Source organism: Colwellia piezophila ATCC BAA-637 (genome assembly GCF_000378625.1).
Classification (GTDB): Bacteria; Pseudomonadota; Gammaproteobacteria; order Enterobacterales; family Alteromonadaceae; genus Colwellia; species Colwellia piezophila.
This window is the reverse complement of the sequence record NZ_KB905175.1, coordinates 26,678-48,472: the sequence shown is the minus strand read 5'-3', so window position 1 is coordinate 48,472 and position 21,795 is coordinate 26,678. Positions and strand designations below refer to the sequence as shown.

Sequence of the window (21,795 nt, the reverse complement as noted above, 5' to 3'; positions counted from 1 at the left end):
AATGGTCGAGGTCTAGTACGAGGACAGATTTATAACTATACCGTTCCCAAGGTGAATTAGTTTCATCAACCATGCAAGAAGGCGTTATTAGACAACGCTAGCAGCATATTCGTTAGTAAAGGACAAGGTGTAGCTGATACAAGTGGGTAAGGCGATTTAAATTTGCCTGACCCTTAATACTTAGTAATTTACCTAGAGCGCTTGCTCTGTTCTAACGCTTTCCGCTTTTCTACCGCTAGTGAAGTAATACGCGCCTCTAAGTCTGGCTCTAAGCCAAACTTAAAATAGGCTTCCGCCATTAGAAATAATGGCCCAATAAGAAATTGACTTAAATCATCAACAAAAGCTGGCTTGGCTTTTTCATAATGATGCCCTAAAAATTGAATAATCCAGCCGATAACAAATAAAGCTAGTGCTATATAAAGTACCCCTTCAACACCCTTAAGTAACTGCGCGACCAACAAGTTAACTAAAATATACACCAACATACCCAGGGCTAATAATCTGTGCAAAGCGGTATAATAAATAGCGACGCCAGCAAAAATCACCATCGCTAGGGTAAAATGCAAGGTAAATTCAACATTGAAAAAGTCATCTATGGTTATTTCAAAAGCGATTGAACTTAGCAGTAATGTGACCGCCAAAACGATTAAGGGTACCCCCACAAAGTGAGTATTAATATTTTTGGGATTTAAGTGCACACTTTTATAACGTGCTAATTGCTCTTCAATTGACTTCATTTTTTACTCTTAGTTATTATTGTGCTAATGGTTATTTTGCCAATCATGGCCACTGGGGTGCTGAAAAATACGTAAATCAAACTGTGGAGCTATGGCAAAAAGGTGGTCAAATATATCGGCTTGGATGGACTCATACTCAAGCCAATTAGTTGTATTAGCAAAACAGTATATTTCTAAAGGCAAGCCAGTTTGCGTGGCGGTAAGCTGCCTGACCATACATGTTAGATCATCGCGAACATGGCCATTTTTCTGTAAATAGTTGGTAATATAAGCCCTAAATGTGCCTATATTAGTCAGCTGTCGGCTATTTAATGAATTAAGCGATTGGCTTACTTCATTGCTATTATTACCTGACTCACTTTGTGAAAGCTCATGTTGTTTATTACTAAGGTAATCTTGTAATAAATGAGCATTAGTCAGCTGGGTTATTTGCTCAGCGCTATAAAACTCAATACTGGCAATATCGATAATAATCGTGCGCTTGATGCGTCGAGCACCCGTGTGGTACATATTACGCCAGTTTTTAAAGGAATCACTAATGAGTGCATAGGTTGGCACTGTGGTAATGGTTTTATCAAAATTCTCTATTTTTACCGTACTAAGACCAATTTCAATCACATCACCATCAGCACCGTATTTAGGTAGTTCAATCCAGTCACCTGCGACCACCATTCTATTTGCAGAAATTTGAATACTGGCAACTAAGCCTTTAATGGTGTCTTGAAAAACCAACAGCAATACCGCGGTTAAGGCACCTAAGCCACTGAGTAAATAGACCGGTGAGCGGTCAATAATGAGTGAGATGATAACAATAGCCGTTACTAAAGAGAGTACTAGCTTTATCATTTGAATAATGGCATTAAGCGGTAAGAAACGCTGTTTGGCACTTTCTTGGTAAAGACCTCTACTGACATTTAACATAGCGCTAATACAGCGAGATATCTGAAAGGTGAGGAAAATTTTACTTAATAACATCAGTGCATTAAGGGTAAGCGTATTGGTTGTCAAAATAAGTGGCGATAAAAAAAGTATTAACACTAACGGTACTAGCAAGGTCATGCGAGTGAACACGTTATGCTCAAGTAGAGTGTCATCCCAAGTGTTTTTACTTTTAATAATTACCTTATGCACTAATCTTAATATTTGATGTTTGGCTAGGTAATAACTCAAACTGGCAATAAAAAATATTAAGCCGACGCCTACCGCTATTTCAGCGCTAGCTAAATACTGAGCCTTTAGCCCTTGCTCACTTAACCAAATATTGATCAGTTCGTTCATACACTTCTCATCTTATTGTCGGTGAGTGAATTTACTTCACTAGCCAAAGCCTTAGGTTTTATCGTTCACTCTCAGTGCTATATTTTTGGATCATTTTTTCAAGACGGACATCTTTGTCATGCCAAAATTTCATTAACCACTTTTGAAAAATAATTTTATCATTGCGATCCGAGAAATTAATATGTCCCAGCTCTTTAGTAATACTTAACGAACGCACTTCAATATGCACCGTTTCTACTCGCCCGGAAACAAAATCACTAAAGTTTGGAATACCATCCGGATAATGGATGGTGACATCAACAATAGTGGTTAAGTGCTCGCCCATGGCATCAAGCACAAAAGACATACCACCGGCTTTTGGCTTTAATAAATGTTGAAAAGGGGAATTTTGTCTATCATGTTTTTTCTGAGAAAAACGCGTACCTTCGATAAAATTCATCACACTAACAGGCTTGTGCTTAAACTTAGCACAGGCTTTTTTAGTTGTTGCCAGATCTTTACCACGTAAGTGTGGATTTTTCTTTAAAAACGCTTGGCTATAACGCTTCATAAAAGGAAAATCGAGTGCCCACCACGCTAATCCCAACAAAGGCACATAGATAAGCTCCCTTTTTAAGAAAAACTTCAAAAATGGAATATTGCCATGTAAAGCACGTTGTAAAACAACAATATCAACCCAGCTTTGATGGTTTGCTAAGACTAAATACCAGTCATCAATTTTAAGCTGCTCTAATCCGGTCACCACAAGCTTCGTTTTAGTAAATATCTTTTGAATAATAGTGTTGGTAGCTACCCAATTGCTTGCCATCAAATCGAGTAAATAACTAAATACCATTTTTGAAAAACGCAATGGAATTAATGCCTTAAACATTGAAAACACTAGAATAGGCATAAGCCAAAATATGGTATTAAGAATATAAAGAGAGAATGAGATAAAGCCGATCAGTTTGGCCGGTAAAAAATTTAGCATATATTGATAATAACTAATAATAGAGAAGTGACACGGGTAGCGTTATTTAATCACGATTTAAGCCATAATTATATTTTTTATTGTCGCCACCCTAAGCAATTAATTGCAAAGTACCATTATTAGCTAAAACCTTACTGGGTAAAAAACGATCGCTTATATTTTAAAAGTCATAATTTGCACTTTTTTTGCTAAAGAAAAGGTGTAAAACGGATAGTTACACACATATACTTAATGAAACGATTGAAAGTACACTTTTACCGCTAGCAAGCTTGGTATGATTCTTTTTACTAATGAGGTCTTTTACTTTATTGCATAGTTATATAAGCCTCAACACTGGAGATGAAATGGACTTTAATAGAGCCGTAATCAAGGTCGGTAGTGCCTTAGTAGCACCTACTCGCGATGGTTGCAGCGGCCAATACCTCTTAGCCATTGCGCAATTTATTACTAAATGCCAGCAACAAGGTAAAGAGATCATTCTAGTTTCCTCTGGTGGTGTCGCCGCTGGCAGGGCTGTTATTCAACATGGTTCACCTAAACTATCTATTGCTACTAAGAAAGCCATGGCCAGTGTTGGTCAAATGCAAATGATGGCCAACTGGCAACGTTTCTTTGACATTCCATGTAGCCAAATACTTATTACCCAAAGTGATTTAGCCGATAGAGAGCGCTATATTAGTATTCAACAAACGATTCGAATTCAATTAGCCAATGGTGTGCTCCCTATCGTTAATGAGAATGATACGGTTACCACTAAAGATCTTACCATCGGCGATAATGACAATATTGCTGCCTTAGTTGCCCAAGTATGTGGCGCTGACAGTTTATTTATCTTAAGTGATATTGATGGTGTTTTTACCAAAGATCCAAAAATTCATGACGATGCGGTATTGATCCCCAATATTGATAAGATCACTGATGAAATTTACGCCATGGCTGGCACAAGTCGCAACCCCTTAGCTAGCGGCGGTATGAAAACCAAAATCCAAGCGGCAGAAAAAGCAGTTGAACACGGTATCAATACTTATATTATTAACGGCACTAAAAGTGAGGTATTTAGCTCTCTTCTAGCAAAAGTGAATCCTGGTACCCGTTTTGCCGCAGATAAAGATATTATTACCGCTAAAAAACATTGGTTAAAACATACCTTAAAAAGCCGAGGCAAGATCGAACTCGACCCAGGTGCAGTTAATGCGGTTGTTAATAAAGGCGCGTCTTTATTACCGGCAGGTATCAAGTCAGTGACCAATAGATTTAATGCAGGTGACGCCATCGATCTCATTGATGCGCAAAATAATATAGTGATCGCCAAAGGCATCACTTTATATAGTCATCATGACTTAAAAAGAATTATGGGCAAACACAGTAATGATATCACCGCCATTTTAGGGCATGACTCTGGCGATGTTGTAGTGCACCGCGATGATATGGTTATCTTATAATCCAGATCATAGCCGGCATTATCATAACCGAGAATTACTTACCCTAAGCGGAATAATGAATGACTCCGTTTAGTATTTTAAAAGACTTCAAAGGGTAGAAAAATGACAAACTTTAATATCGTCACTGTGGCAAAAAAAGCTAAACAAGCCAGTAGAGTTGCCGCTCAACTTAATAGCAGTGAAAAAAACACCCTGCTAAATGCCATTGCCACAGCAATTGAAAAAAATAGCGCTATGATTATTCACGAAAATAGTAAAGATATCACCGCAGGTCGCGAGAAAGGTTTATCGCAAGCGATGCTTGACCGACTGGTTTTAACAGAGCAAGGCATTAAAGAAATTAGTTCGGCTATTCGCGAAATTGTTGCCCTTACCGATCCTATCGGGGATATTGATAAGTTATCATTACGGCCAAATGGTATTCAAGTCGGTAAAATGCGTATTCCTCTCGGTGTTATCGCCATGATTTACGAAGCGCGCCCTAATGTTACTGCCGAAGCTGCTGCTTTGTGTATAAAATCGGGCAATGCGGTAATTTTACGTGGTGGCTCAGAGGCGATTCACTCTAATTTAGCCATCGCTCAATGTTTACATCAAGTATTAACGGCGCATGATGTTGATGTAAATATTGTTAGTGTTATTCCTGATACCAGTCGTAGTGTTATTGAAGAGTTGTTAAAGCAAAGCGATACCATTGATCTCGTCATTCCTCGTGGCGGCGAAGGTCTCATTCGCTATGTTAGCGAAAATAGCCGTATCCCCGTGATTCAACACTATAAGGGTGTCTGTCATTTATATATAGATAAATACGCTGACTTAACTAAAGCTGTCGATATTTTAGTGAATGGTAAAACCCAGAAGCCCAGTGCTTGTAATGCCTTTGAAACAGTCTTAGTGCATGGCGATATCAGTGCTGAATTTTTGCCTTTAGCCGCTAAAGCGCTTGAAGAAGCTGCACAAGTTAAAATACATGCCTGTAAAAATAGTATTGGTTATTTTATTCATGCCGAATTAGCAACCGAGCAAGATTACCAAGCCGAGTATTTAGCACAAGAAATTGCGGTTAAGGTGGTAGCTAGCTTTGATGCAGCGATTAGCCATATCAATGAATTTACCTCAGACCATACCGAAGTTATTATCAGCCAAGATATTTCGCGCAGCCACGCCTTTATTCGCCAAATAAATTCATCCGTAGTCATGGTCAATGCTTCGTCACGTTTTTCAGATGGTAACCAATTAGGTTTAGGCTCAGAAATAGGTATCTCAACAAGTAAGCTTCATGCCTATGGACCAATGGGCTTAGAAGCCTTAACTACCGAGAAGTTTGTCGTTTTTGGTGATGGTCAAGTTCGCCTCTAAAGCTGACGAATCCCCACAAATATTAATGTAAGCAATGACCAGTTATTGTTCCGCATTACTGAGTATACAAGCGAGACACGTAAACCCATCCATGGGGCTTACACAAGCATCCATGCTTGTGATACTCACTTTTATTACTTCAGCAACGCATTACCTACCAAAGTTCGGGATTGCCAATCACCTAAAAGCGCTTACATGGCTGAATGAGAAGCAGAAGAAAAAAGCACCAAATCTGCGTGATAAAACCCTGAAATGATTGAAAGTGCGCAGGTGTTTTCATCAGGGATGATGAAAAAGCGGCGTGTACACGGACGTACATCAACGCGGCTCCTTAAAGCACTTGATTGAATGCAAGATTAGGTTTTATTCGTAGCGCCGGGAGAGTCCAGAGAGGGCTCGGCGATAGCCCTCTTTGGGTGTTGTCGCCACCGCGACGCTGAAGAAACAAAAAACAGAAGCTAAAATTATAAGCACGTACTTTGTAAAAAGTTGTGGAGATCCCTCAGCCTCTAAAGCCATATGTTTACGAAATTTTCATTAAGTATTGATAGGCCTCACTTAACTCATTATATACCGCTAAGTGAGACTCGCTGTTTCAGCCTGGCAATACCACAATCCCTAAACGTTCTAATAATTGCTCTTGTTGCCAATTACAAATTTTCACCCCGTCAAGATCTACCCGCCTGATGTTGAGACCAGTTAATTCTGTATGTGTTAAGTCACAACCTTGTATTTGAAATTGCTCCCAAGCATCTGCTGAAAATTCACTTCGGCTTAAGTCTGAATTTTTGAATGAGGCACTTTGCAGGCTAGCGCCATTCCACCGATTTTCAAATAAATCGCACTTTTCAATCCGTACACCCGCAAAGTTTGCGTAAGATAAATTACAGCCGGTGATGTATGCCAAACAAAAGTATGCCTGACGTGATACTTGATTTTCGAAACTCGCTTTAGCAAAGTTTGCTCCTTGCAAATCACAACGCCTAAACTCAATGCCTAAACAATTCGCGCCGATAAAACTCGACATAGATAGTTTACAGGCTTTGAAACTAGCATCACGTAAGTTTGCATAATCAAATCGGCAACCTTCAACGCTACCTTGTTCGACAAAGCTGCATTCAAAAAATTCTACATCGGTTAAATTAGAGCGATTAAAGTTACATCGATAGAAATTACATTGTTCAAAGCGCCTGCCGTGAAGGTCTTGGTTAGAGAAATCGTGATTGATAAAGTCTTTTTTAGTTGTCGGCATGGTCGCCCTCCAAATGATAGGGCGTGAAGACTAACATCTAGATGCTTAAAACATCTAGCAATTAAACATCATATAAATCAACGAATTAAAACAAGCTAAAACAGCGATTTAAAGGGGGTAAAATGACTATTTAAGTGCTATAAAAGTGTTTTTAGAGATGCGAGGTGGATGAAAAAAGTTTACCTCCTTAAATCAAGATATAGGAGCTAAGGGTTCTCTATCTGATTACAAGCGTTACTGGGTAAGGTTTTACCCTTCGAAATCGTTTAAATCAGGCAACTAAACAGTCGACAAAATACCATAGCGATTTTTATTGTGGTTTACGTTCTACAGTAATACTTGTTATGACCCTATAGTAGGCAGCGCAGCAGTGATGATTGGCGAGCGATTAGTCGCCACTTTATCTTGTAATTTCGAAGCTGCGCATAAAGTAAGCTGGTATTCATTGAACACTGGCGTTTAGTGTACCCGTCTTGCATTCGGTTTTTGTTTTACCACGCGCAAGGCTAATCGATCAGCCCATTCACCGCGATGCTGACGCTGACAAGCTTCTTCACTATCAAAGTGCACACTTTGTTTGATGTTTTTAACAACCACGCCGATTTTCAATAATTGCTTTTGAATACTGGTGCGTAACAGCACATCTTGCTTGGCTTCTTTCATTGCGGCAAGTTCTTCATCAGTATTAAACACACAGGTAATGACTAAGCTGGCAGGAAAATTAGTGTAATTGGCTCGATGTGTTAACCAAACAAAGCCGGCCACGTCATGTAAAGATGATTCACAAGCAATAGTTAATGCCTTACAAACGTTGTTATCGATTTTTTGGTTGGTTTTAGTTAATTTCATTATGAGGGCTCTTAAGCTTTCTAGATTATTTTTGCTATTTTAACTGTGGCCAAAACCGAACACAATAAAACGATTTATATAAAATTTTTCTGCTTACTGAAAAGAGCACCTTGAAGTCACTTGGCTATAAAACAACAAAAAATAAAATTCCATGACTAATGCTTGTGATTAGCTGAGTTACTGAGTATGCTACGCGACCTTTTTCTGGTAGGCATGCTCTAGGTATTAATGATGATAGGTTTCGATTACGGTACGTCCAATTGTGGTGTCGCCACCATGCGCAATGGCCAACCCCACATTATTCCTTTACTCGGTAACAAATTAGGTGATGGGAAATACATTGCTTCAAACCTATACGCGCCAAGCCGTGATGTTATTACTAACTGGCTTGCTCAACAGTTGCCTGCCAGCCAGCATGAAAGCTATATAGTCGAGCGTAAAAATCAACTACAAAAAGGTCAATCGGCACTGCGTGAGTTAAAGTTTGACGGTATCTCAAGTGAATTACTCTTTGGTAAAGCGGCCCTAACACAATACCTTGAAGATCCAGAAGAAGGCTATTACATCAAATCGCCGAAATCATTTCTCGGTGCTAGTGGTTTAGCAAAAACACAAATTCAATTTTTTGAAGATATTGTCGCTTGCATGATGAGCAATGTGAAAAAGCTCACCGAAGAAGCATTACAAAAAGAAGTAACACAAACCGTTATTGGCCGACCGATTAACTTCCAAGGTTTACATGGTGAGGAAAGCAACCGACAAGCCATTAGCGTATTAACTAAAGCGGCAAAACGTGTTGGTTTTAAAGATGTTGAGTTTCAATATGAACCCGTGGCGGCAGGTTTTGAATTTGAAGCATCATTAAGCCAAGAAACTCGGGTATTAGTGGTAGATATTGGTGGTGGCACCAGTGATTGTTCAATGCTACTAATGAGCCCACACTTCGCGAAATATGATAATCGTAACGAACATCTGCTAGCTCATACCGGTGTTCGGGTTGCCGGTAATGACTTTGATATTCAATTAGCCTTGCAAGGCATTATGCCAAGTTTGGGCATGAATAGTTTATTAAAGACCGGTAAACCTATGCCAACCAGTAGTTTTTATCAGGCACTAGCAATTAATAACATTAATGAGCAAACCAAATTTTACAGTGCTAAAAATAGACGTGAGTTGGTGCAATTGTCTCGTGATGCCAAAGAAACCGCTATGATTGAACGCTTATTAACAGTACATGACCATAAACTGAGTTATCAACTAGTCAATGCCGCTGAGCAAGCTAAAATTGGACTGTCTGAACACCAAGAGCAAACTATCTGCCTCAATGATATTCATGACTCACTTGCAGTAAATGTCACTCGGGCAACGTTAAAACAGGCAAATATGCGAACTCTCGCTCAGATAGCGCAGTTGATGACATCGGCAGTAGCAGAAGCGCAGTGCCAGCCTGATGTTATTTTTGTTACCGGCGGTACGGCAAAATCACCGGTACTAAGTGAATTTTTACAGCAACAAATGCCTGGCATCCCACTGATTGTAGGTGATCATTTTGGTAGTGTCACCTCAGGATTAGCGCGTTGGGCTGAACGTATTTATAGATAAATTGGTAAGATGATGATCATAAAAAAACCAGGACGAATCATAAAATTCGTCCTGGTTTATAGATGCTAATTTAAATCTATTCTGGTAGTAATTAGCTAGTCAATGGGCGCAACCAGCATAGTGGTTCCCGTAACCGCAACAATAGTACATTGGCTATTATTTTCAATTACCTCAATCTCAACATCATCAGCTAAACGCGCTTGCCAATTAATACCTGAGTAACGAATACTACCACCAGCTTTGGTAATATCATCACTAACCAGTACTTGCAAGCCGATCATATCGCTAGAATCATCGGTTTTGCTACGAGAGTTTTGCATCTTCTTTAACGGCTTCCACAGCAACAAGGTAATAACAGCAGATAATACCCCAACCACCAAAACTTCATTTTGCCAACCTTCAACAATGCCTAAGCTGATAAGCACCCCGGTGATTGCACTGGCAATAGCAAAGAATAATAATGGACCACTTAAGCCCATAAGACCTAACTCAAGAATTAGGCTAAAACCTGCTATGGCATACCAAATCAGTTGATGGTTTTCTAAGAATGTCTGCATACTAATATAATTCCTTAGCGCTAATATTGAAATTTATGACTGACACTAATTAAAGCTTTAAACTACTCGATACCGCAATCGCTTGGGCAACCGTATTAGCAATATTATCACCTGTTTTACCATCGGTTAGTACAATCGTACTTTCACTCGCTATAGCTCTATGTGCCGTAATAGCATCTTGCGCTAAGGTCAAGGTTACCGCCGCTTTACCTTGTTCAGTATTGGCGGCACTACCAACTACCTCTAAGGCATTGGCATCAGCATCAGCCACTAATCGTATTGCTTCTGCTTTACCTGTTGCTTCTAAAATTTGTGACTCTTTAGTGGCTTCGGCGGCTAATACTTGCTCCGCTTTTGCAGCTTCAGCATCAAGTACCCGAGCTTGTTTTAAACCTTCAGCTTCGGTAATGGCGGAGGTTTTAACCCCTTCAGCGGTTAAAATCACTGAGCGTTTTTCTCGCTCTGCCGTCATTTGTTTTTCCATGTCTTCACGTATAGTTTGCGGCGGGGTGATGTCTTTGATTTCATAACGCGTCACCATTACACCCCAAGGTGCTGTCGCTTCAGTCATCGCACCTAAAATTTGAGCATTGATGGCATCACGATTTTGGAAACATTCATCTAATTCCATCGAACCAATAGCATTACGCATTGAGGTCATGGCAAGTTGCACAACAGACGTTTTATAATCGGTAATGTTGTTTGTCGCCGCAGCGGCATCGGTAACTTTCATAAACAAAATACCGTCTATTTCCAAGGTAATATTATCTTTGGTGATAGCGGGCTGAGAGATTATTTCTAACGATTGCTCTTTTAAATTGCGATCAGCCGCCACCGTTTGCACGTAAGGAATAAGAAAATTTAAACCCGCCGATAGGGTTTTGGTGTATTTCCCCAGGGTATAAATAACGTAACCACGGTTTTGTGGCACAAAGTAAATGCCTTTTTTCAGCGTGTATAAAATAACAATTGTCAGCCATAAAAACGGGCTAGTGAGTAAGTTTGCAACGATATTGTCCATGAATTAACTTTCCTTCTAATGATATGAATTCAATTGAGAATTATTTCTGATAACACGTTAATTGACTGTTAACGGCAAAGCAAGTAATTAGTTGTGCTCGCGGTAAAATTAAGCCAACATAACCTTTCTTTTTCACTTTGATTACACTCTACTTATATGCGTTTTACCCTTGCTAATTCCTCTTCTGGCAGCATAGAGCTAAATTTAACCGCTGGCTTGATCATAAAAGCAGATCAAGAAATTAATGTCCGGGCAAAAACCTTATTGGTATTAAAATACCTGATTAAGCACAAAGATAAGATCGTTACTAAAAAAGCATTGCTTAGCGAGATTTGGCATGACGTAGTAGTGCAAGATCAAGTGTTAGTTCAGTCCATTAAAGAAATCCGTGACTTACTTGGCAGCCATGTTATTAAAACGTACCCTCGCCAAGGTTACCAGTGGACAGCCGAACTCAACGATATCAGCAAGCAACAAACCCTCTTTGGCAAATCAATTAAAAGAACATCGCTAGTACAAATGACAGTATTAGTCTTGGCCGTATTAATCGGCATAGTCATATACCCTTTTTTAGCCAGTAATAATCCAAGCCCTAAAGCGGTCAAGTTTACTGTCGCTTTCTTGCCGGTCATTAATGATATGCCTGATGACATCCATGACTGGGTTCCTTTACAAGGCATGGACTATTTAAGTGAAAGCTTACTGAAAAACAGTCAATTACAGCTGATTTCTAAAGCACAGCTACTGCAGTCAATGGCTTTCTCTAAACAAGAAAATTTACCAAGTACACTACACTCTAAACCTCAAAAATTACGCGCGCTTGCCCAAAGATTAAAAGTAGATTTATTAGTACAAACTCGACTGCGTGGTTATCCACAAGATTTTCAGCTAGATTATAGCTTCTACCTCGACCAGCGAGTTGAACAGGGGGTAATTTTATCTGCGAGCATTAGCACGGCTTTAAATCAATTAGTGCAGAAAGTAGCACAACGTTTCGACCCGTACGCTAAAGAAATTTCCCAGCCCTATATTAGCGATTTTAGTAATGAAGCTTTTGCCCGTGGTATGGAGCTCTATTTACAAAGAGACTATCTGCAGGCAAGTACATTTTTCTCTACTGCACTGCAAAGTAACCCTGATTTATTGGCCGCTCGCCGCTTTTTAGCTGCTAGTTATATTTACAGTGGTGATACCGAACAAGGTATCGCTTTAATGAAAGAAAACATAGCCCAAGCGCGGTACAAAGAAATGCATCGCGAAGAAATCCGTAGCAATTTAATGATAGGTGTTTTACTTATTCATCGCTATGAAAAAGACTCACAAGCTAGTGATGCTTTAGCCGAAGCTGAGCTTTATATTCAGTTAACGAAAGCACTAGCAGAGCAATACCAAGATAGCCTGTTTATCGCTTACGCTCTTGAAGAATTAGCAACAATAAAACGCCTACAACAAAAGTATCATGAGGCAATTCCTTTATTAGCAGCAGCAATGCAATACCATAAAGAATTCAAAGGTAGCTATGGGCAAACCCGAGCGCTTATCGAGCTAGCTTTGATAGCCTTTGCCCAAGGAAAAGAGCAACTGGGCCAAGGCTACTTCAGCCAAGCAACTACCGTTGCTAATAAAGATGGCGTTGCTACTAATAAAGTAGCAATCTTACTCGCTCAAGCGCAAGTCGCCTTAAATGCTAAGCAGCTAGAACAAGCTCAAGCTTATGCTGAGCAAGCCAATAGCATTGCAATAACAGCAAAAAATAAAGTTTTAATGACACAGGTAAGCGCTTGGCAGGATGATAACAAAAACTACTAAGTCAATTAATGTCATTGCTAAAGAGAGAACCGATAAGCCTTTTAATTCTCGCTGAGAGGGAAGAAACTTATTTGAATTGGTATTATCAACGAACGGCTAGGATTTCATCCATAACCCAACTAGTGTGTAACGCTGAAGAGCCATTTGATGGATGTTGTTGCTTATTTATTAGCTGCTGATAGATATTACCAACATGATGTAATTGAATATTTTCCGGGTTTTCAATAACAAACTCTGCTTTATTAGCACCTTGAGTTAAAATAATAGGTATTTCATCAAAGACGGAGAAGTGCAACTGCCCTTCACTGCCTACGATAGTGACTATATCCTGTCTTGCTGCAGCACCAAAGTTCCAACTGCCGACACCGGTAATACCATTTTCATGCTGCCAACAGGCAGTAACTGCATCAAAGGCTGAATATAGACCTTGCTGATTGGTTGCTATACCCGAGACCTGCTGAAAGTCACCTAGTAGAAAAGCAAACAAATCCAAACCATGGCTAGCTAAGTCATCAAAATAACCCCCTGCAGCAATATTCTTATCAGTGCGCCAATTATATTGACCCGATAAATCTATAACATTAGCCGGCTTACTTAACTGCCAGCTAATATGACGAATATGGCCTATCGCATTACTTTCTAATAAATTTTTTACTTTATTAAATCGTGGTAAAGAGCGGCGATAATAAGCGACAAACAATGGTAGCTTGGCTTTTTTAAAAGCTTGTTCAATAACGAGACTTTCTTGATAACTAGGTGCTAATGGCTTTTCAATGCAACAAGGTTTACCGGCTTTGGCAACAAGTAACGCATAATGTTTATGGCTATCGGGCGGTGTGGCAATATATATCGCATCTATATTGTCATCATTAATAATATCAGCAGCATTATCGCTAAATTTAACCACCTTATGACGCTGAGCATAGCTCTTTGCAAGCATTAGGTCTCTACGCATTACCGCAGCTAATTCAAAGCCCGCTGTTTTTTGATAGGCAGGACCACTCTTAACTTCCGTTACCGCGCCACAACCAATAATGCCCCAACGAATAACTTTATTTTTATCTGTCATAATCTCCAACTCTACATATATAAAGTCACGGCTCCGCTGATAGCCAAACCATGATTTTTCTTTCATTATAACTAGCTTGCGATATTACAAACCACAGTAACTATCAAGTTTAGGCTGCCAATGGGGCACGGTGTCTTGCTGTTTAACATTGCTTTCCCGTAATCGAGTTACTTCTTTTAGCACGTCTTTAGGCGATAATTTTTTATCGCCATTAAAGTATACCCAGTCCACCTCTTGATGGTATTGACGCATTTCAGTGCTTGCAACTATTTGCTCTGGAATAAACCACAGATTAAAGTTTACTGACATAGCTACTTCAGGGTAAACCTCGCTGCCATGCGAGGAAAATAAATGACCATTTATATAATATTTAATCTCATTATTAAATACTTGTAATACTAGGGTATTCCAACCTTGCAGGCTTTTCGAATAAGTATCAAAGGCATTGATCTTTGTCCAAGGTTCAAGCTGAAATGTTTCCCACGAGGTAGAAAACAATACATTTTCTTTCTCGCCCCAGCCACCATTGGCAAGGTATTCAAAATCCATTTCACTGTAATTCTTATCCATTGGCGCTTCGAGCGGACTTATGGTGTAAAAAGTTTCGACAATGCCATCGCCGTCTGGACCAAAATCAGGCCGGTCATTAAAATATACTCGTGCGGCATAAGTCCCTTCTAGATATTTTCGTTGATGACAGATTTGCGTATGACGAGTATTTTCTTGGCTACCATCTGTTTTTGACGTTAAGCGCATCACGGTATTATTGGCATTGCTTTGGTCTGGATGAAAACTAATGCCTGCTGACCACCAAGTTGCATCTTTAATGCCCGGATGGCCTATTTGAGTTCGAGGCACCCAGCCATTCTTTTGCGCATCCGCTAAAGTTTTATAGCTAAAATCATCAAACATAATTTTGTCAGTATTATCTGTAAGTTTCGCTTGGCTTAATGGACTACTTATCATGGCAATACTACCAATGAATATACTGGCTAGTGTCGTAGAGAACATCATTATTATTTAATTCCTGTCTAGATAAAAATTGCTGTAGTGAGTCGTTATTATTCTGCCCACCAATGAAACATCCAACAGATAGTTTTGCTAATTAAATAATATTAAAGATATGATTTTGACTTGTTAAATTTTATTAAAGCCTGATAACGGATAGTTCACAGGCTTATTTTAATGATTAGGGGGTTTTAACTAACTTATATTAAGTACAACAATAATCTACTAAGGTTTTCGCTTTAATTTCAAAAGCACTATTAGCCTCCACTTCAAAAGACTGGCAGGCGCTGATACTTTGCCAATCACTGGCTCTGGTTATATCTCAGAAGAAAAAATGCCAGCCCTCGGCTAGTTTTATTTAAGAGAAAACTCTATGATGTAGGACATCAATAAGCCGGAACTTAATACCCATGTCAGAAATTAATAAATATTCAAAAACAATCACTTTAGACGAATCACAACCTGCTTCACAAGCCATGTTATATGCCGTTGGTTTGACCGAAGAAGACATGAAAAAAGCTCAGGTGGGTATTGTTTCTACCGGATGGGAAGGAAACCCATGCAACATGCACTTAAACGACCTGGCTAAACAGGTCAAAGCCAGCGTAAAAAAAACTGATTTAGTGGGATTAATATTTCACACCATTGGGGTCAGTGATGGAATTGCCAATGGTACTGATGGCATGAAATATTCGTTGGTTTCCCGTGACATCATTGCAGATTCTATCGAAACGGTCGCTAGCGCTCAGTATTATGATGCCATTGTGCCGGTGGTTGGCTGTGATAAAAATATGCCAGGGGCTATGATTGCTTTAGCGCGTTTAAATCGTCCGGCCATCTTAGTTTATGGCGGTACTATCAAAGCAGGAAAATGGAAAGGTGAAGACTTGAACATTGTTTCAGCTTTCGAAGCTTACGGAAAAAAATTACAGGGCGTTATCTCTGACGAAGATTATAAAGGCGTCATTCAAAATGCTATTCCGGGTGCCGGCGCCTGTGGCGGCATGTACACGGCTAATACTATGTCTTCCGCCATTGAAGCGTTAGGCATGAGTTTACCCTACTCGTCTTCCAACCCCGCGGTTAGTGATGAGAAAAAAGTTGAATTAACTAAAGTGGGTGATGCCATCAGAAACTTGATGGAAAAAGACATCAAACCAAAAGACATCATGACCAAAAAGGCCTTTGAAAATGCCTTACGCATTATCATGATTTTAGGCGGTTCTACCAACGCCACTATGCACATGATTGCCATGGCGCGTGCTTGTGGTGTTGACTTAAGCTTAGATGATTTCCAGGTTATGGCTGACAAGACCCCCTTCTTGGCCAACTTAAAGCCCTCTGGTGAATACTTGATGCAAGATTTACATGCGATTGGCGGCATTCCTGCAGTAATGAAATATTTATTGGCTGAAGGCTTATTGCACGGCGATTGTTTAACTGTTACCGGTAAAACCATCGCAGAAAATCTTGCAGATGTCCCTGGTCTGCCAGCAGGTCAAGATATCATCAGACCTATTGATAATCCCCTCAAAGCTACCGGCCACTTACAAATTCTTTATGGTAATTTGGCTGCTGAAGGTGCTGTGGCTAAAATCACCGGTAAAGAAGGCGAAATATTTGAAGGTCCGGCAAGAGTTTATGATGATGAATTTGCCGCCATTAAAGGTATTTCAACCGAAGTGCAAAAAGGTGAAGTGATCGTTATTCGTTATTCTGGACCCAAAGGTGGCCCAGGTATGCCAGAAATGCTTAAACCCACTTCCGCAGTAATGGGTGCCGGCCTTGGCAATGACGTGGCTTTAATCACCGATGGTCGTTTTTCCGGTGGTTCTCACGGTTTTGTCGTTGGCCATATTACCCCTGAAGCTTCTGAAGGCGGCTTGATTGGTTTGGTAAAAAATGGTGACATTATCCGTATTGATGCTATCTCGAACACCTTGGAACTAAAGGTAGATGAGGCTGAAATAGCTAAGCGAAAAGCGGCTTGGGTAAAACCTGCTTATCGGGCAACCAGTGGAGTATTAAGAAAATATATTGCCACAGTGAAATCGGCATCACTGGGCTGTGTTACCGATGAAATAGACTAATCAGCGGGATATGTTTGCAGCACCTGATGCTTTAACGGCTCAGGTGCTCACCCTTGTCAGTCAAAATCAACAAATGCTGCGTTGCTTTCAATCGCAATAGCCCGGTATTAACTAACTTATATAAGTACAACAATAATCCACTAAGGTTTTCGCTTTAATTTCAAAAGCGCTATTAGCCGCCACTTCAAAAGACTGACCGGCGCTGATACTTTGCCAATCACTGGCACCGGCAAGTAAAATTTCACATTCACCGGCAGTGATTTCCATTAGTTCTTGTTCATTAGTAGCAAACTTATAATCACCTGGCATCATGATACCTAACGTTTTAAAACTACCATCACTAAAGGTAATTTTACGACTGGTGACTTTGCCATCGAAATAGACATTGGCTGCTTTGCTGACGGTAACTTGTTTGAACTCTGACATAGGTTTTTTCCTTGTTAAGATGTTTTAATAATCGGTAATTAATCTCTTAATACGAATTTTTTATACGCAAACATTAGGCAATAAAAAACGGCATTGACGTTGAATTCAGCTGCCGTTTTTAGTTACTAATACCCGCTCTACTTCAAGAGGCGAGTATTATTTTGCACTAGCAATTTTCTTCATATCTTTCATGTAACCACGCAATTCTTTACCAATCACTTCAACACCATGACTGCGAATAGCTTCGTTTACTTCAATTAAACGGGCATTATCGACATTGTTCGAACTGTCTTTGAACCCTTCGCCTAATTCTTCAAGGGTTAATTTTTGCGTGAAATCGGCAAGTAACGGTACTGCTGCATGCGTAAATAAGTAGTTACCGTATTCGGCAGTATCTGAAATTACCACGTTCATTTCGTATAACTTGTTACGTGCAATACAGTTAGCAATTAATGGTGTTTCATGAAGTGACTCGTAATAAGCCGACTCTTCAACAATACCCGCAGCAACCATGGCTTCAAAAGCAAGTTCAACGCCAGCTTTGATCATAGCAATGACAAAAATGCCCTTGTCGTAATACTCTTGTTCAGTAATTTCTGTTTCGCAATCAGCCGCTAATTCAAAGGTAGATTCAGCAGTTTCTGCACGCCATGTTAATAAGTTAATATCATCATTAGCCCAATCTGCCATCATAGTTTTCGAGAAGTGACCTTCAATAATATCATCCATATGTTTTTCAAATAACGGACGTAAAATCACTTTTAATTCTTCTGACATATCAAAGGCTTTGATTTTTGCCGGGTTTGATAAACGGTCCATCATGTTAGTGATGCCGCCATGCTTAAGACCTTCAGTAGTAGTCTCTAAGCCGTATTGTAATAATTTACGCGCATAAGCTGCGTCCATGCCTTGGGCGATTAGTTGCTTGTGACCTAAAACAGCAGCCGTTTGCAACATACCACAAAGAATAGTTTGCTCACCCATTAAGTCAGACTTAACTTCAGCAATGAAAGATGACTGTAGAACACCCGCTCTATCACCTCCAGTAGCGCTAGCGTAGGCTTTAGCAATCGCTAAACCGTTACCTTGTGGATCATTTTCTGGGTGAACGGCGATAAGCGTTGGTACACCAAAACCACGTTTGTACTCTTCACGTACTTCTGTACCAGGACACTTAGGTGCAACCATAACAACTGTGATATCAGGACGAACTTGCATGCCTTCTTCAACAATATTAAAACCATGTGAGTAAGAAAGCGTAGCGCCTTGCTTCATCAACGGCATTACCGCAGTAACAGCTGAAGTATGTTGCTTATCAGGTGTTAGGTTTAATATTAAATCGGCTTGCGGAATCAATTCTGCATAGTTGCCAACAGTAAAACCATTTTCAGTAGCCCACTGCCATGATTGACGCTTTTCGCTAATTGCTGCATCACGTAGCGCATAAGAAATATTTAAACCAGAATCACGCATGTTTAAACCTTGGTTTAAACCTTGCGAGCCACAACCAACAATGACAATGTTCCAGTCTTTGATGAAGTTACAGCCATCGCTGAATTCTTCACGTTGCATAAAACGACATTGGCCTAATTGACCTAACTTTTCACGTAAGCTTAAGGTATTAAAATAATTGCTCATGGACTTTCCTATAATTTCTTGAGTATTAATCGAGTCAGCTTGCTGACTGTTCTTTTAACAATATTTTTTTCAATGTAAACACCATACCCTAGATATCACGTTGCAAAAAGTGATATATTCGCACTACTACGTTGCGTTTTTTGCAATGAATGATATTAATCTATCTGCGCGATTAAAATCCCGCCAACGGAAAAATAATGGATCAAAAAGCATTATCTATGTTTACGCATTTGAGCCAAAGTTTGCATTTTGGTAAAACCGCGCAAGCACACCACATCAGCCCATCGACACTGAGCAGAGCAATCAAACGACTTGAAGAGGAAGTTGGCGACGAGTTACTGCATCGTGACAATCGTACTGTGGTACTTACCGATGTCGGCAAAAAATTCAAAGCCTATGCTGAACAACAGCTTGAGCAGTGGCATGGTTTTAAGCAATCACTTGCTGAAAAACAAGTAGAGTTAACCGGAAAATTACATATTTACTGCTCGGTTACTGCTGCGTACAGCCATTTACCACCTTTGCTGGAACGATTTCGTGTTCGCCATCCTTTGGTAGAGATCATGTTAACCACGGGTGATGCTGCTGATGCCCTTGAACAAGTACAAAATCAAGCGGTTGATTTTGCTATCGCTGCAGCCCCCGAGCAACTACCGCGCAGTGTCTATTTTCATCACTTAGACACCATAGCCATGGCGGTAATTGCACCAACAATGACCTGCAAGGTGCAGCAACAACTGAGCCAAAAAATATTAACTTGGTCTGAAATTCCGATAATTTTGCCTGAACATGGCGCTGCACGAAAACGATTTGATCTTTGGTATCGTAAAAAACAGCAAGGTAAACCAATGATCTACGCAACAGTTTCTGGGCACGAAGCATTGGTCAGCATGGTTGCTTTAGGTTGTGGTGTAGGCATAGTTCCGCAAGTGGTGGTGGATAACAGCCCAGTTAAAGACCGAGTGAGTAATCTCGATAATATCGGTGAAATAGAGCCTTTCGAACTCGGGGTTTGTTGTTTGAATCAATCAAAGGCGCAGCCGCTCATTAAAGCCTTTTTTAACTCAATATCTTAAAACGCATCGAGTAAAATCAAACGGAAATCGCACTCGTCAAATGACGTAAAAGTCTGTCCATCGCCCGATAAGATAACGCTTCGGTTAAGTGTTTACGGAGAATTTCTGGTGATTTTTCCATATCCGCTAACGTACGAGCGATTTTTAAAATTTTATGGTGTGCTCTGGTTGATAAGCCCAATTGTTCTACCGCCAACTCTAAGAATTCATTATCATCGGTACTTAGCTGGCAATATTGTTTCAGCTCGCGACTACTGATATGGGCATTGGATTTTCCTTGTCTTTGTAACTGAATCGTCCGGCAGGCTTGCACTCGCTGTTGTATTTGGACACTTGTTTCATTTTTTTGACTGCTCTGGGCCCAAGTACCGCGAGGTAATCTGGCCACTTCAATTTGAATATCAATTCTATCCAAAAAAGGTCCTGAGAGCCGATTCAAATATCTTAGTACTTGCTCTGGGCTACTGCGCTTATCGTTATAAAAACCCGTTGGGCTAGGGTTCATCGCGGCAATCAGTTGAAAACGTGCCGGAAAACATTGTTTGTGTAAAGCTCGCGAGATAGTGACTTCTCCCGATTCCATTGGCTCACGTAGTACGTCTAATACTTTTCGTTCAAACTCAGGCAATTCATCTAAAAACAGCACGCCATTGTGCGCTAAAGTAATTTCCCCAGCTTGTGGCTGACTGCCACCGCCCACTAAAGCGGCTGACGAAGCCGTGTGATGAGGCGCCCGAAACGGTCGAGTAAACCAAGAGTTACGGGTAATATCCTGATGGCTAATCGATTGAATAGCCGCGACTTCTAGTGCCTCTTCTTCGGTCATCGGTGGTAAAATTCCGGATAATCGACTGGCTAACATGGTTTTTCCTGTGCCAGGCGGACCGATAAACAATAAATTATGACCACCACTGGCGGCCATTTCTAAAGCACGTTTTGCCAATGGCTGTCCCATAACATCACTCATATCAGACACTTGTCCAACCAACGTTTCGGCAATGGGCGGTTCAGTAACCAAGGGTAAAATTTGTTGACCGGCAAAGTGTGGAAACAACTGAGTTAAATGGCTAATGCCATGAATTTTTGCCTGCTTGACCCAACTTGCTTGCTCGGTGTTTTGTATGGGAATTATCAAGGTTCGCTGACTTTTACTACTTGCCATAGCAACAGGAATTTCACCAACAATGGCGCGTAGTTCGCCTGACAAAGCCAGTTCACCAGCAAATTCATATTGTGATAAATCAACGGGAGGTAGCTGGTCGGACGCGGCAAGAATACCCACTGCAATAGGTAAATCAAAACGTCCACCTTCTTTGGGTAAGTCTGCTGGTGCTAAATTGATGGTGATGCGCTTAGCCGGAAACTCATAACCGCAATTGATAATGGCGCTGCGTACCCTGTCCTTTGATTCTTTTACCGAGGCTTCCGGTAAGCCAACAATATTAAATGCTGGCAGTCCATTCGCTAGGTGAACTTCAACTGTAACAAGGGGAGATTCAAGACCAATTCTGGCTCGACTGTACACACAAGAAAGCGACATATAAATTCCATTTTACTTATTCCCTTTTTTCAGTGTAGTTCAAATATACTGAGCACGCGTTTATTACCG

At 40.3% G+C, this 21,795-nt stretch carries 19 protein-coding genes; 6 read left to right on the top strand and 13 right to left on the bottom strand.

The annotated features are described in order from the left end of the window. Positions 1-188 precede the first annotated feature (188 nt). From F580_RS0121115 to F580_RS0121105, 3 genes are read right to left on the bottom strand one after another with little or no spacing between them, the layout of a single operon-like run. The gene (locus F580_RS0121115) at positions 189-740 is read right to left on the bottom strand and encodes an Mpo1 family 2-hydroxy fatty acid dioxygenase (protein ID WP_019029760.1); all 552 of its coding nucleotides are present in this window, start codon (positions 738-740) and stop codon (positions 189-191) included. Between the two features lie 24 nt (positions 741-764). Next, positions 765-2,018: a mechanosensitive ion channel family protein gene (locus F580_RS0121110; RefSeq protein ID WP_019029759.1), complete on the bottom strand. Its 1,254-nt coding sequence runs from the start codon at positions 2,016-2,018 to the stop codon at positions 765-767. A 58-nt stretch (positions 2,019-2,076) separates the two neighbouring features. Further along, complete coding sequence (locus F580_RS0121105) at positions 2,077-2,988, bottom strand: acyltransferase (RefSeq protein ID WP_026301584.1); 912 nt, start codon at positions 2,986-2,988, stop codon at positions 2,077-2,079. Positions 2,989-3,332: 344 nt separating this feature from the next. On the opposite strand from F580_RS0121105, the gene proB reads away from it, so the two are divergent. Together proB and F580_RS0121095 are read left to right on the top strand one after the other, a co-directional pair. Then, positions 3,333-4,430 carry a glutamate 5-kinase gene (proB, locus tag F580_RS0121100; RefSeq protein ID WP_019029757.1) on the top strand — a complete coding sequence of 366 codons (1,098 nt, stop codon included), beginning with the start codon at positions 3,333-3,335 and terminating at the stop codon, positions 4,428-4,430. A gap of 102 nt (positions 4,431-4,532) precedes the next feature. Continuing rightward, positions 4,533-5,789, top strand: a complete 1,257-nt coding sequence (locus F580_RS0121095) for a glutamate-5-semialdehyde dehydrogenase (protein WP_019029756.1) — start codon at positions 4,533-4,535, stop codon at positions 5,787-5,789. Positions 5,790-6,384: 595 nt separating this feature from the next. Here F580_RS0121095 and F580_RS0121085 read toward each other — a convergent pair. Together F580_RS0121085 and F580_RS0121075 are read right to left on the bottom strand one after the other, a co-directional pair. Next, entirely contained in the window at positions 6,385-7,041 is a 657-nt protein-coding gene (locus F580_RS0121085) for a Qnr family pentapeptide repeat protein (protein WP_019029754.1), read from the bottom strand. A gap of 459 nt (positions 7,042-7,500) precedes the next feature. Then, the gene (locus tag F580_RS0121075) at positions 7,501-7,890 is read right to left on the bottom strand and encodes a hypothetical protein (RefSeq protein WP_019029752.1); all 390 of its coding nucleotides are present in this window, start codon (positions 7,888-7,890) and stop codon (positions 7,501-7,503) included. A 228-nt stretch (positions 7,891-8,118) separates the two neighbouring features. On the opposite strand from F580_RS0121075, the gene yegD reads away from it, so the two are divergent. Beyond that, positions 8,119-9,492: a molecular chaperone gene (gene yegD, locus F580_RS0121070; RefSeq protein WP_026301583.1), complete on the top strand. Its 1,374-nt coding sequence runs from the start codon at positions 8,119-8,121 to the stop codon at positions 9,490-9,492. 95 nt (positions 9,493-9,587) lie between these two features. Here the strand turns inward: yegD and F580_RS0121065 are convergent, their stop codons facing one another. Together F580_RS0121065 and F580_RS0121060 are read right to left on the bottom strand one after the other, a co-directional pair. Next, entirely contained in the window at positions 9,588-10,049 is a 462-nt protein-coding gene (locus F580_RS0121065) for an NfeD family protein (RefSeq protein WP_019029750.1), read from the bottom strand. A 49-nt stretch (positions 10,050-10,098) separates the two neighbouring features. Further along, positions 10,099-11,070: an SPFH domain-containing protein gene (locus F580_RS0121060; RefSeq protein WP_019029749.1), complete on the bottom strand. Its 972-nt coding sequence runs from the start codon at positions 11,068-11,070 to the stop codon at positions 10,099-10,101. Between the two features lie 156 nt (positions 11,071-11,226). On the opposite strand from F580_RS0121060, the gene F580_RS0121055 reads away from it, so the two are divergent. Next, positions 11,227-12,879, top strand: coding sequence for a winged helix-turn-helix domain-containing protein (locus F580_RS0121055; protein WP_019029748.1), 1,653 nt, complete (start codon positions 11,227-11,229; stop codon positions 12,877-12,879). 85 nt (positions 12,880-12,964) lie between these two features. Here F580_RS0121055 and F580_RS0121050 read toward each other — a convergent pair whose 3' ends face one another. The 3 genes from F580_RS0121050 to F580_RS27185 all read right to left on the bottom strand — a co-directional run bounded on the left by F580_RS0121050 (position 12,965) and on the right by F580_RS27185 (position 15,275). Next, positions 12,965-14,014: a Gfo/Idh/MocA family protein gene (locus F580_RS0121050; protein ID WP_019029747.1), complete on the bottom strand. Its 1,050-nt coding sequence runs from the start codon at positions 14,012-14,014 to the stop codon at positions 12,965-12,967. An 18-nt stretch (positions 14,015-14,032) separates the two neighbouring features. Then, positions 14,033-14,962: a glycoside hydrolase family 16 protein gene (locus F580_RS0121045; protein WP_019029746.1), complete on the bottom strand. Its 930-nt coding sequence runs from the start codon at positions 14,960-14,962 to the stop codon at positions 14,033-14,035. 199 nt (positions 14,963-15,161) lie between these two features. Continuing rightward, positions 15,162-15,275: a pyrimidine/purine nucleoside phosphorylase gene (locus F580_RS27185; RefSeq protein WP_083927035.1), complete on the bottom strand. Its 114-nt coding sequence runs from the start codon at positions 15,273-15,275 to the stop codon at positions 15,162-15,164. Between the two features lie 91 nt (positions 15,276-15,366). Here F580_RS27185 and ilvD point away from each other — a divergent pair, with 91 nt between their 5' ends. Beyond that, positions 15,367-17,046: a dihydroxy-acid dehydratase gene (gene ilvD, locus F580_RS0121040; RefSeq protein WP_019029745.1), complete on the top strand. Its 1,680-nt coding sequence runs from the start codon at positions 15,367-15,369 to the stop codon at positions 17,044-17,046. Positions 17,047-17,157: 111 nt separating this feature from the next. Here ilvD and ppnP read toward each other — a convergent pair whose 3' ends face one another. Together ppnP and ilvC are read right to left on the bottom strand one after the other, a co-directional pair. After that, the gene (ppnP, locus tag F580_RS0121035) at positions 17,158-17,472 is read right to left on the bottom strand and encodes a pyrimidine/purine nucleoside phosphorylase (protein ID WP_019029744.1); all 315 of its coding nucleotides are present in this window, start codon (positions 17,470-17,472) and stop codon (positions 17,158-17,160) included. A 156-nt stretch (positions 17,473-17,628) separates the two neighbouring features. Next, the gene (ilvC, locus tag F580_RS0121030) at positions 17,629-19,110 is read right to left on the bottom strand and encodes a ketol-acid reductoisomerase (protein WP_019029743.1); all 1,482 of its coding nucleotides are present in this window, start codon (positions 19,108-19,110) and stop codon (positions 17,629-17,631) included. A 197-nt stretch (positions 19,111-19,307) separates the two neighbouring features. On the opposite strand from ilvC, the gene ilvY reads away from it, so the two are divergent. Continuing rightward, positions 19,308-20,186 (top strand): HTH-type transcriptional activator IlvY, encoded by an 879-nt coding sequence (gene ilvY, locus F580_RS0121025; RefSeq protein ID WP_019029742.1) that lies wholly within the window; start codon positions 19,308-19,310, stop codon positions 20,184-20,186. 16 nt (positions 20,187-20,202) lie between these two features. On the opposite strand, the gene F580_RS0121020 is transcribed toward ilvY, so the two are convergent. Then, positions 20,203-21,726: a YifB family Mg chelatase-like AAA ATPase gene (locus F580_RS0121020; RefSeq protein ID WP_019029741.1), complete on the bottom strand. Its 1,524-nt coding sequence runs from the start codon at positions 21,724-21,726 to the stop codon at positions 20,203-20,205. Positions 21,727-21,795: the final 69 nt, after the last annotated feature.

What these genes read in the sequence shown, in the direction of transcription:
- F580_RS0121085 (WP_019029754.1), bottom strand. Translation starts at nt 7,041, where the DNA reads ATGCCGACAACTAAAAAAGACTTTATCAATCACGATTTCTCTAACCAA.
- yegD (WP_026301583.1), top strand. Translation starts at nt 8,119, where the DNA reads ATGATGATAGGTTTCGATTACGGTACGTCCAATTGTGGTGTCGCCACC.
- F580_RS0121075 (WP_019029752.1), bottom strand. Translation starts at nt 7,890, where the DNA reads ATGAAATTAACTAAAACCAACCAAAAAATCGATAACAACGTTTGTAAG.
- F580_RS0121095 (WP_019029756.1), top strand. Translation starts at nt 4,533, where the DNA reads ATGACAAACTTTAATATCGTCACTGTGGCAAAAAAAGCTAAACAAGCC.
- ilvY (WP_019029742.1), top strand. Translation starts at nt 19,308, where the DNA reads ATGGATCAAAAAGCATTATCTATGTTTACGCATTTGAGCCAAAGTTTG.
- proB (WP_019029757.1), top strand. Translation starts at nt 3,333, where the DNA reads ATGGACTTTAATAGAGCCGTAATCAAGGTCGGTAGTGCCTTAGTAGCA.
- ilvD (WP_019029745.1), top strand. Translation starts at nt 15,367, where the DNA reads ATGTCAGAAATTAATAAATATTCAAAAACAATCACTTTAGACGAATCA.
- F580_RS0121110 (WP_019029759.1), bottom strand. Translation starts at nt 2,018, where the DNA reads ATGAACGAACTGATCAATATTTGGTTAAGTGAGCAAGGGCTAAAGGCT.
- F580_RS0121065 (WP_019029750.1), bottom strand. Translation starts at nt 10,049, where the DNA reads ATGCAGACATTCTTAGAAAACCATCAACTGATTTGGTATGCCATAGCA.
- F580_RS0121045 (WP_019029746.1), bottom strand. Translation starts at nt 14,962, where the DNA reads ATGATGTTCTCTACGACACTAGCCAGTATATTCATTGGTAGTATTGCC.
- F580_RS0121105 (WP_026301584.1), bottom strand. Translation starts at nt 2,988, where the DNA reads ATGCTAAATTTTTTACCGGCCAAACTGATCGGCTTTATCTCATTCTCT.
- F580_RS0121050 (WP_019029747.1), bottom strand. Translation starts at nt 14,014, where the DNA reads ATGAAAGAAAAATCATGGTTTGGCTATCAGCGGAGCCGTGACTTTATA.
- ppnP (WP_019029744.1), bottom strand. Translation starts at nt 17,472, where the DNA reads ATGTCAGAGTTCAAACAAGTTACCGTCAGCAAAGCAGCCAATGTCTAT.
- F580_RS0121060 (WP_019029749.1), bottom strand. Translation starts at nt 11,070, where the DNA reads ATGGACAATATCGTTGCAAACTTACTCACTAGCCCGTTTTTATGGCTG.
- F580_RS0121055 (WP_019029748.1), top strand. Translation starts at nt 11,227, where the DNA reads ATGCGTTTTACCCTTGCTAATTCCTCTTCTGGCAGCATAGAGCTAAAT.
- F580_RS0121020 (WP_019029741.1), bottom strand. Translation starts at nt 21,726, where the DNA reads ATGTCGCTTTCTTGTGTGTACAGTCGAGCCAGAATTGGTCTTGAATCT.
- ilvC (WP_019029743.1), bottom strand. Translation starts at nt 19,110, where the DNA reads ATGAGCAATTATTTTAATACCTTAAGCTTACGTGAAAAGTTAGGTCAA.
- F580_RS0121115 (WP_019029760.1), bottom strand. Translation starts at nt 740, where the DNA reads ATGAAGTCAATTGAAGAGCAATTAGCACGTTATAAAAGTGTGCACTTA.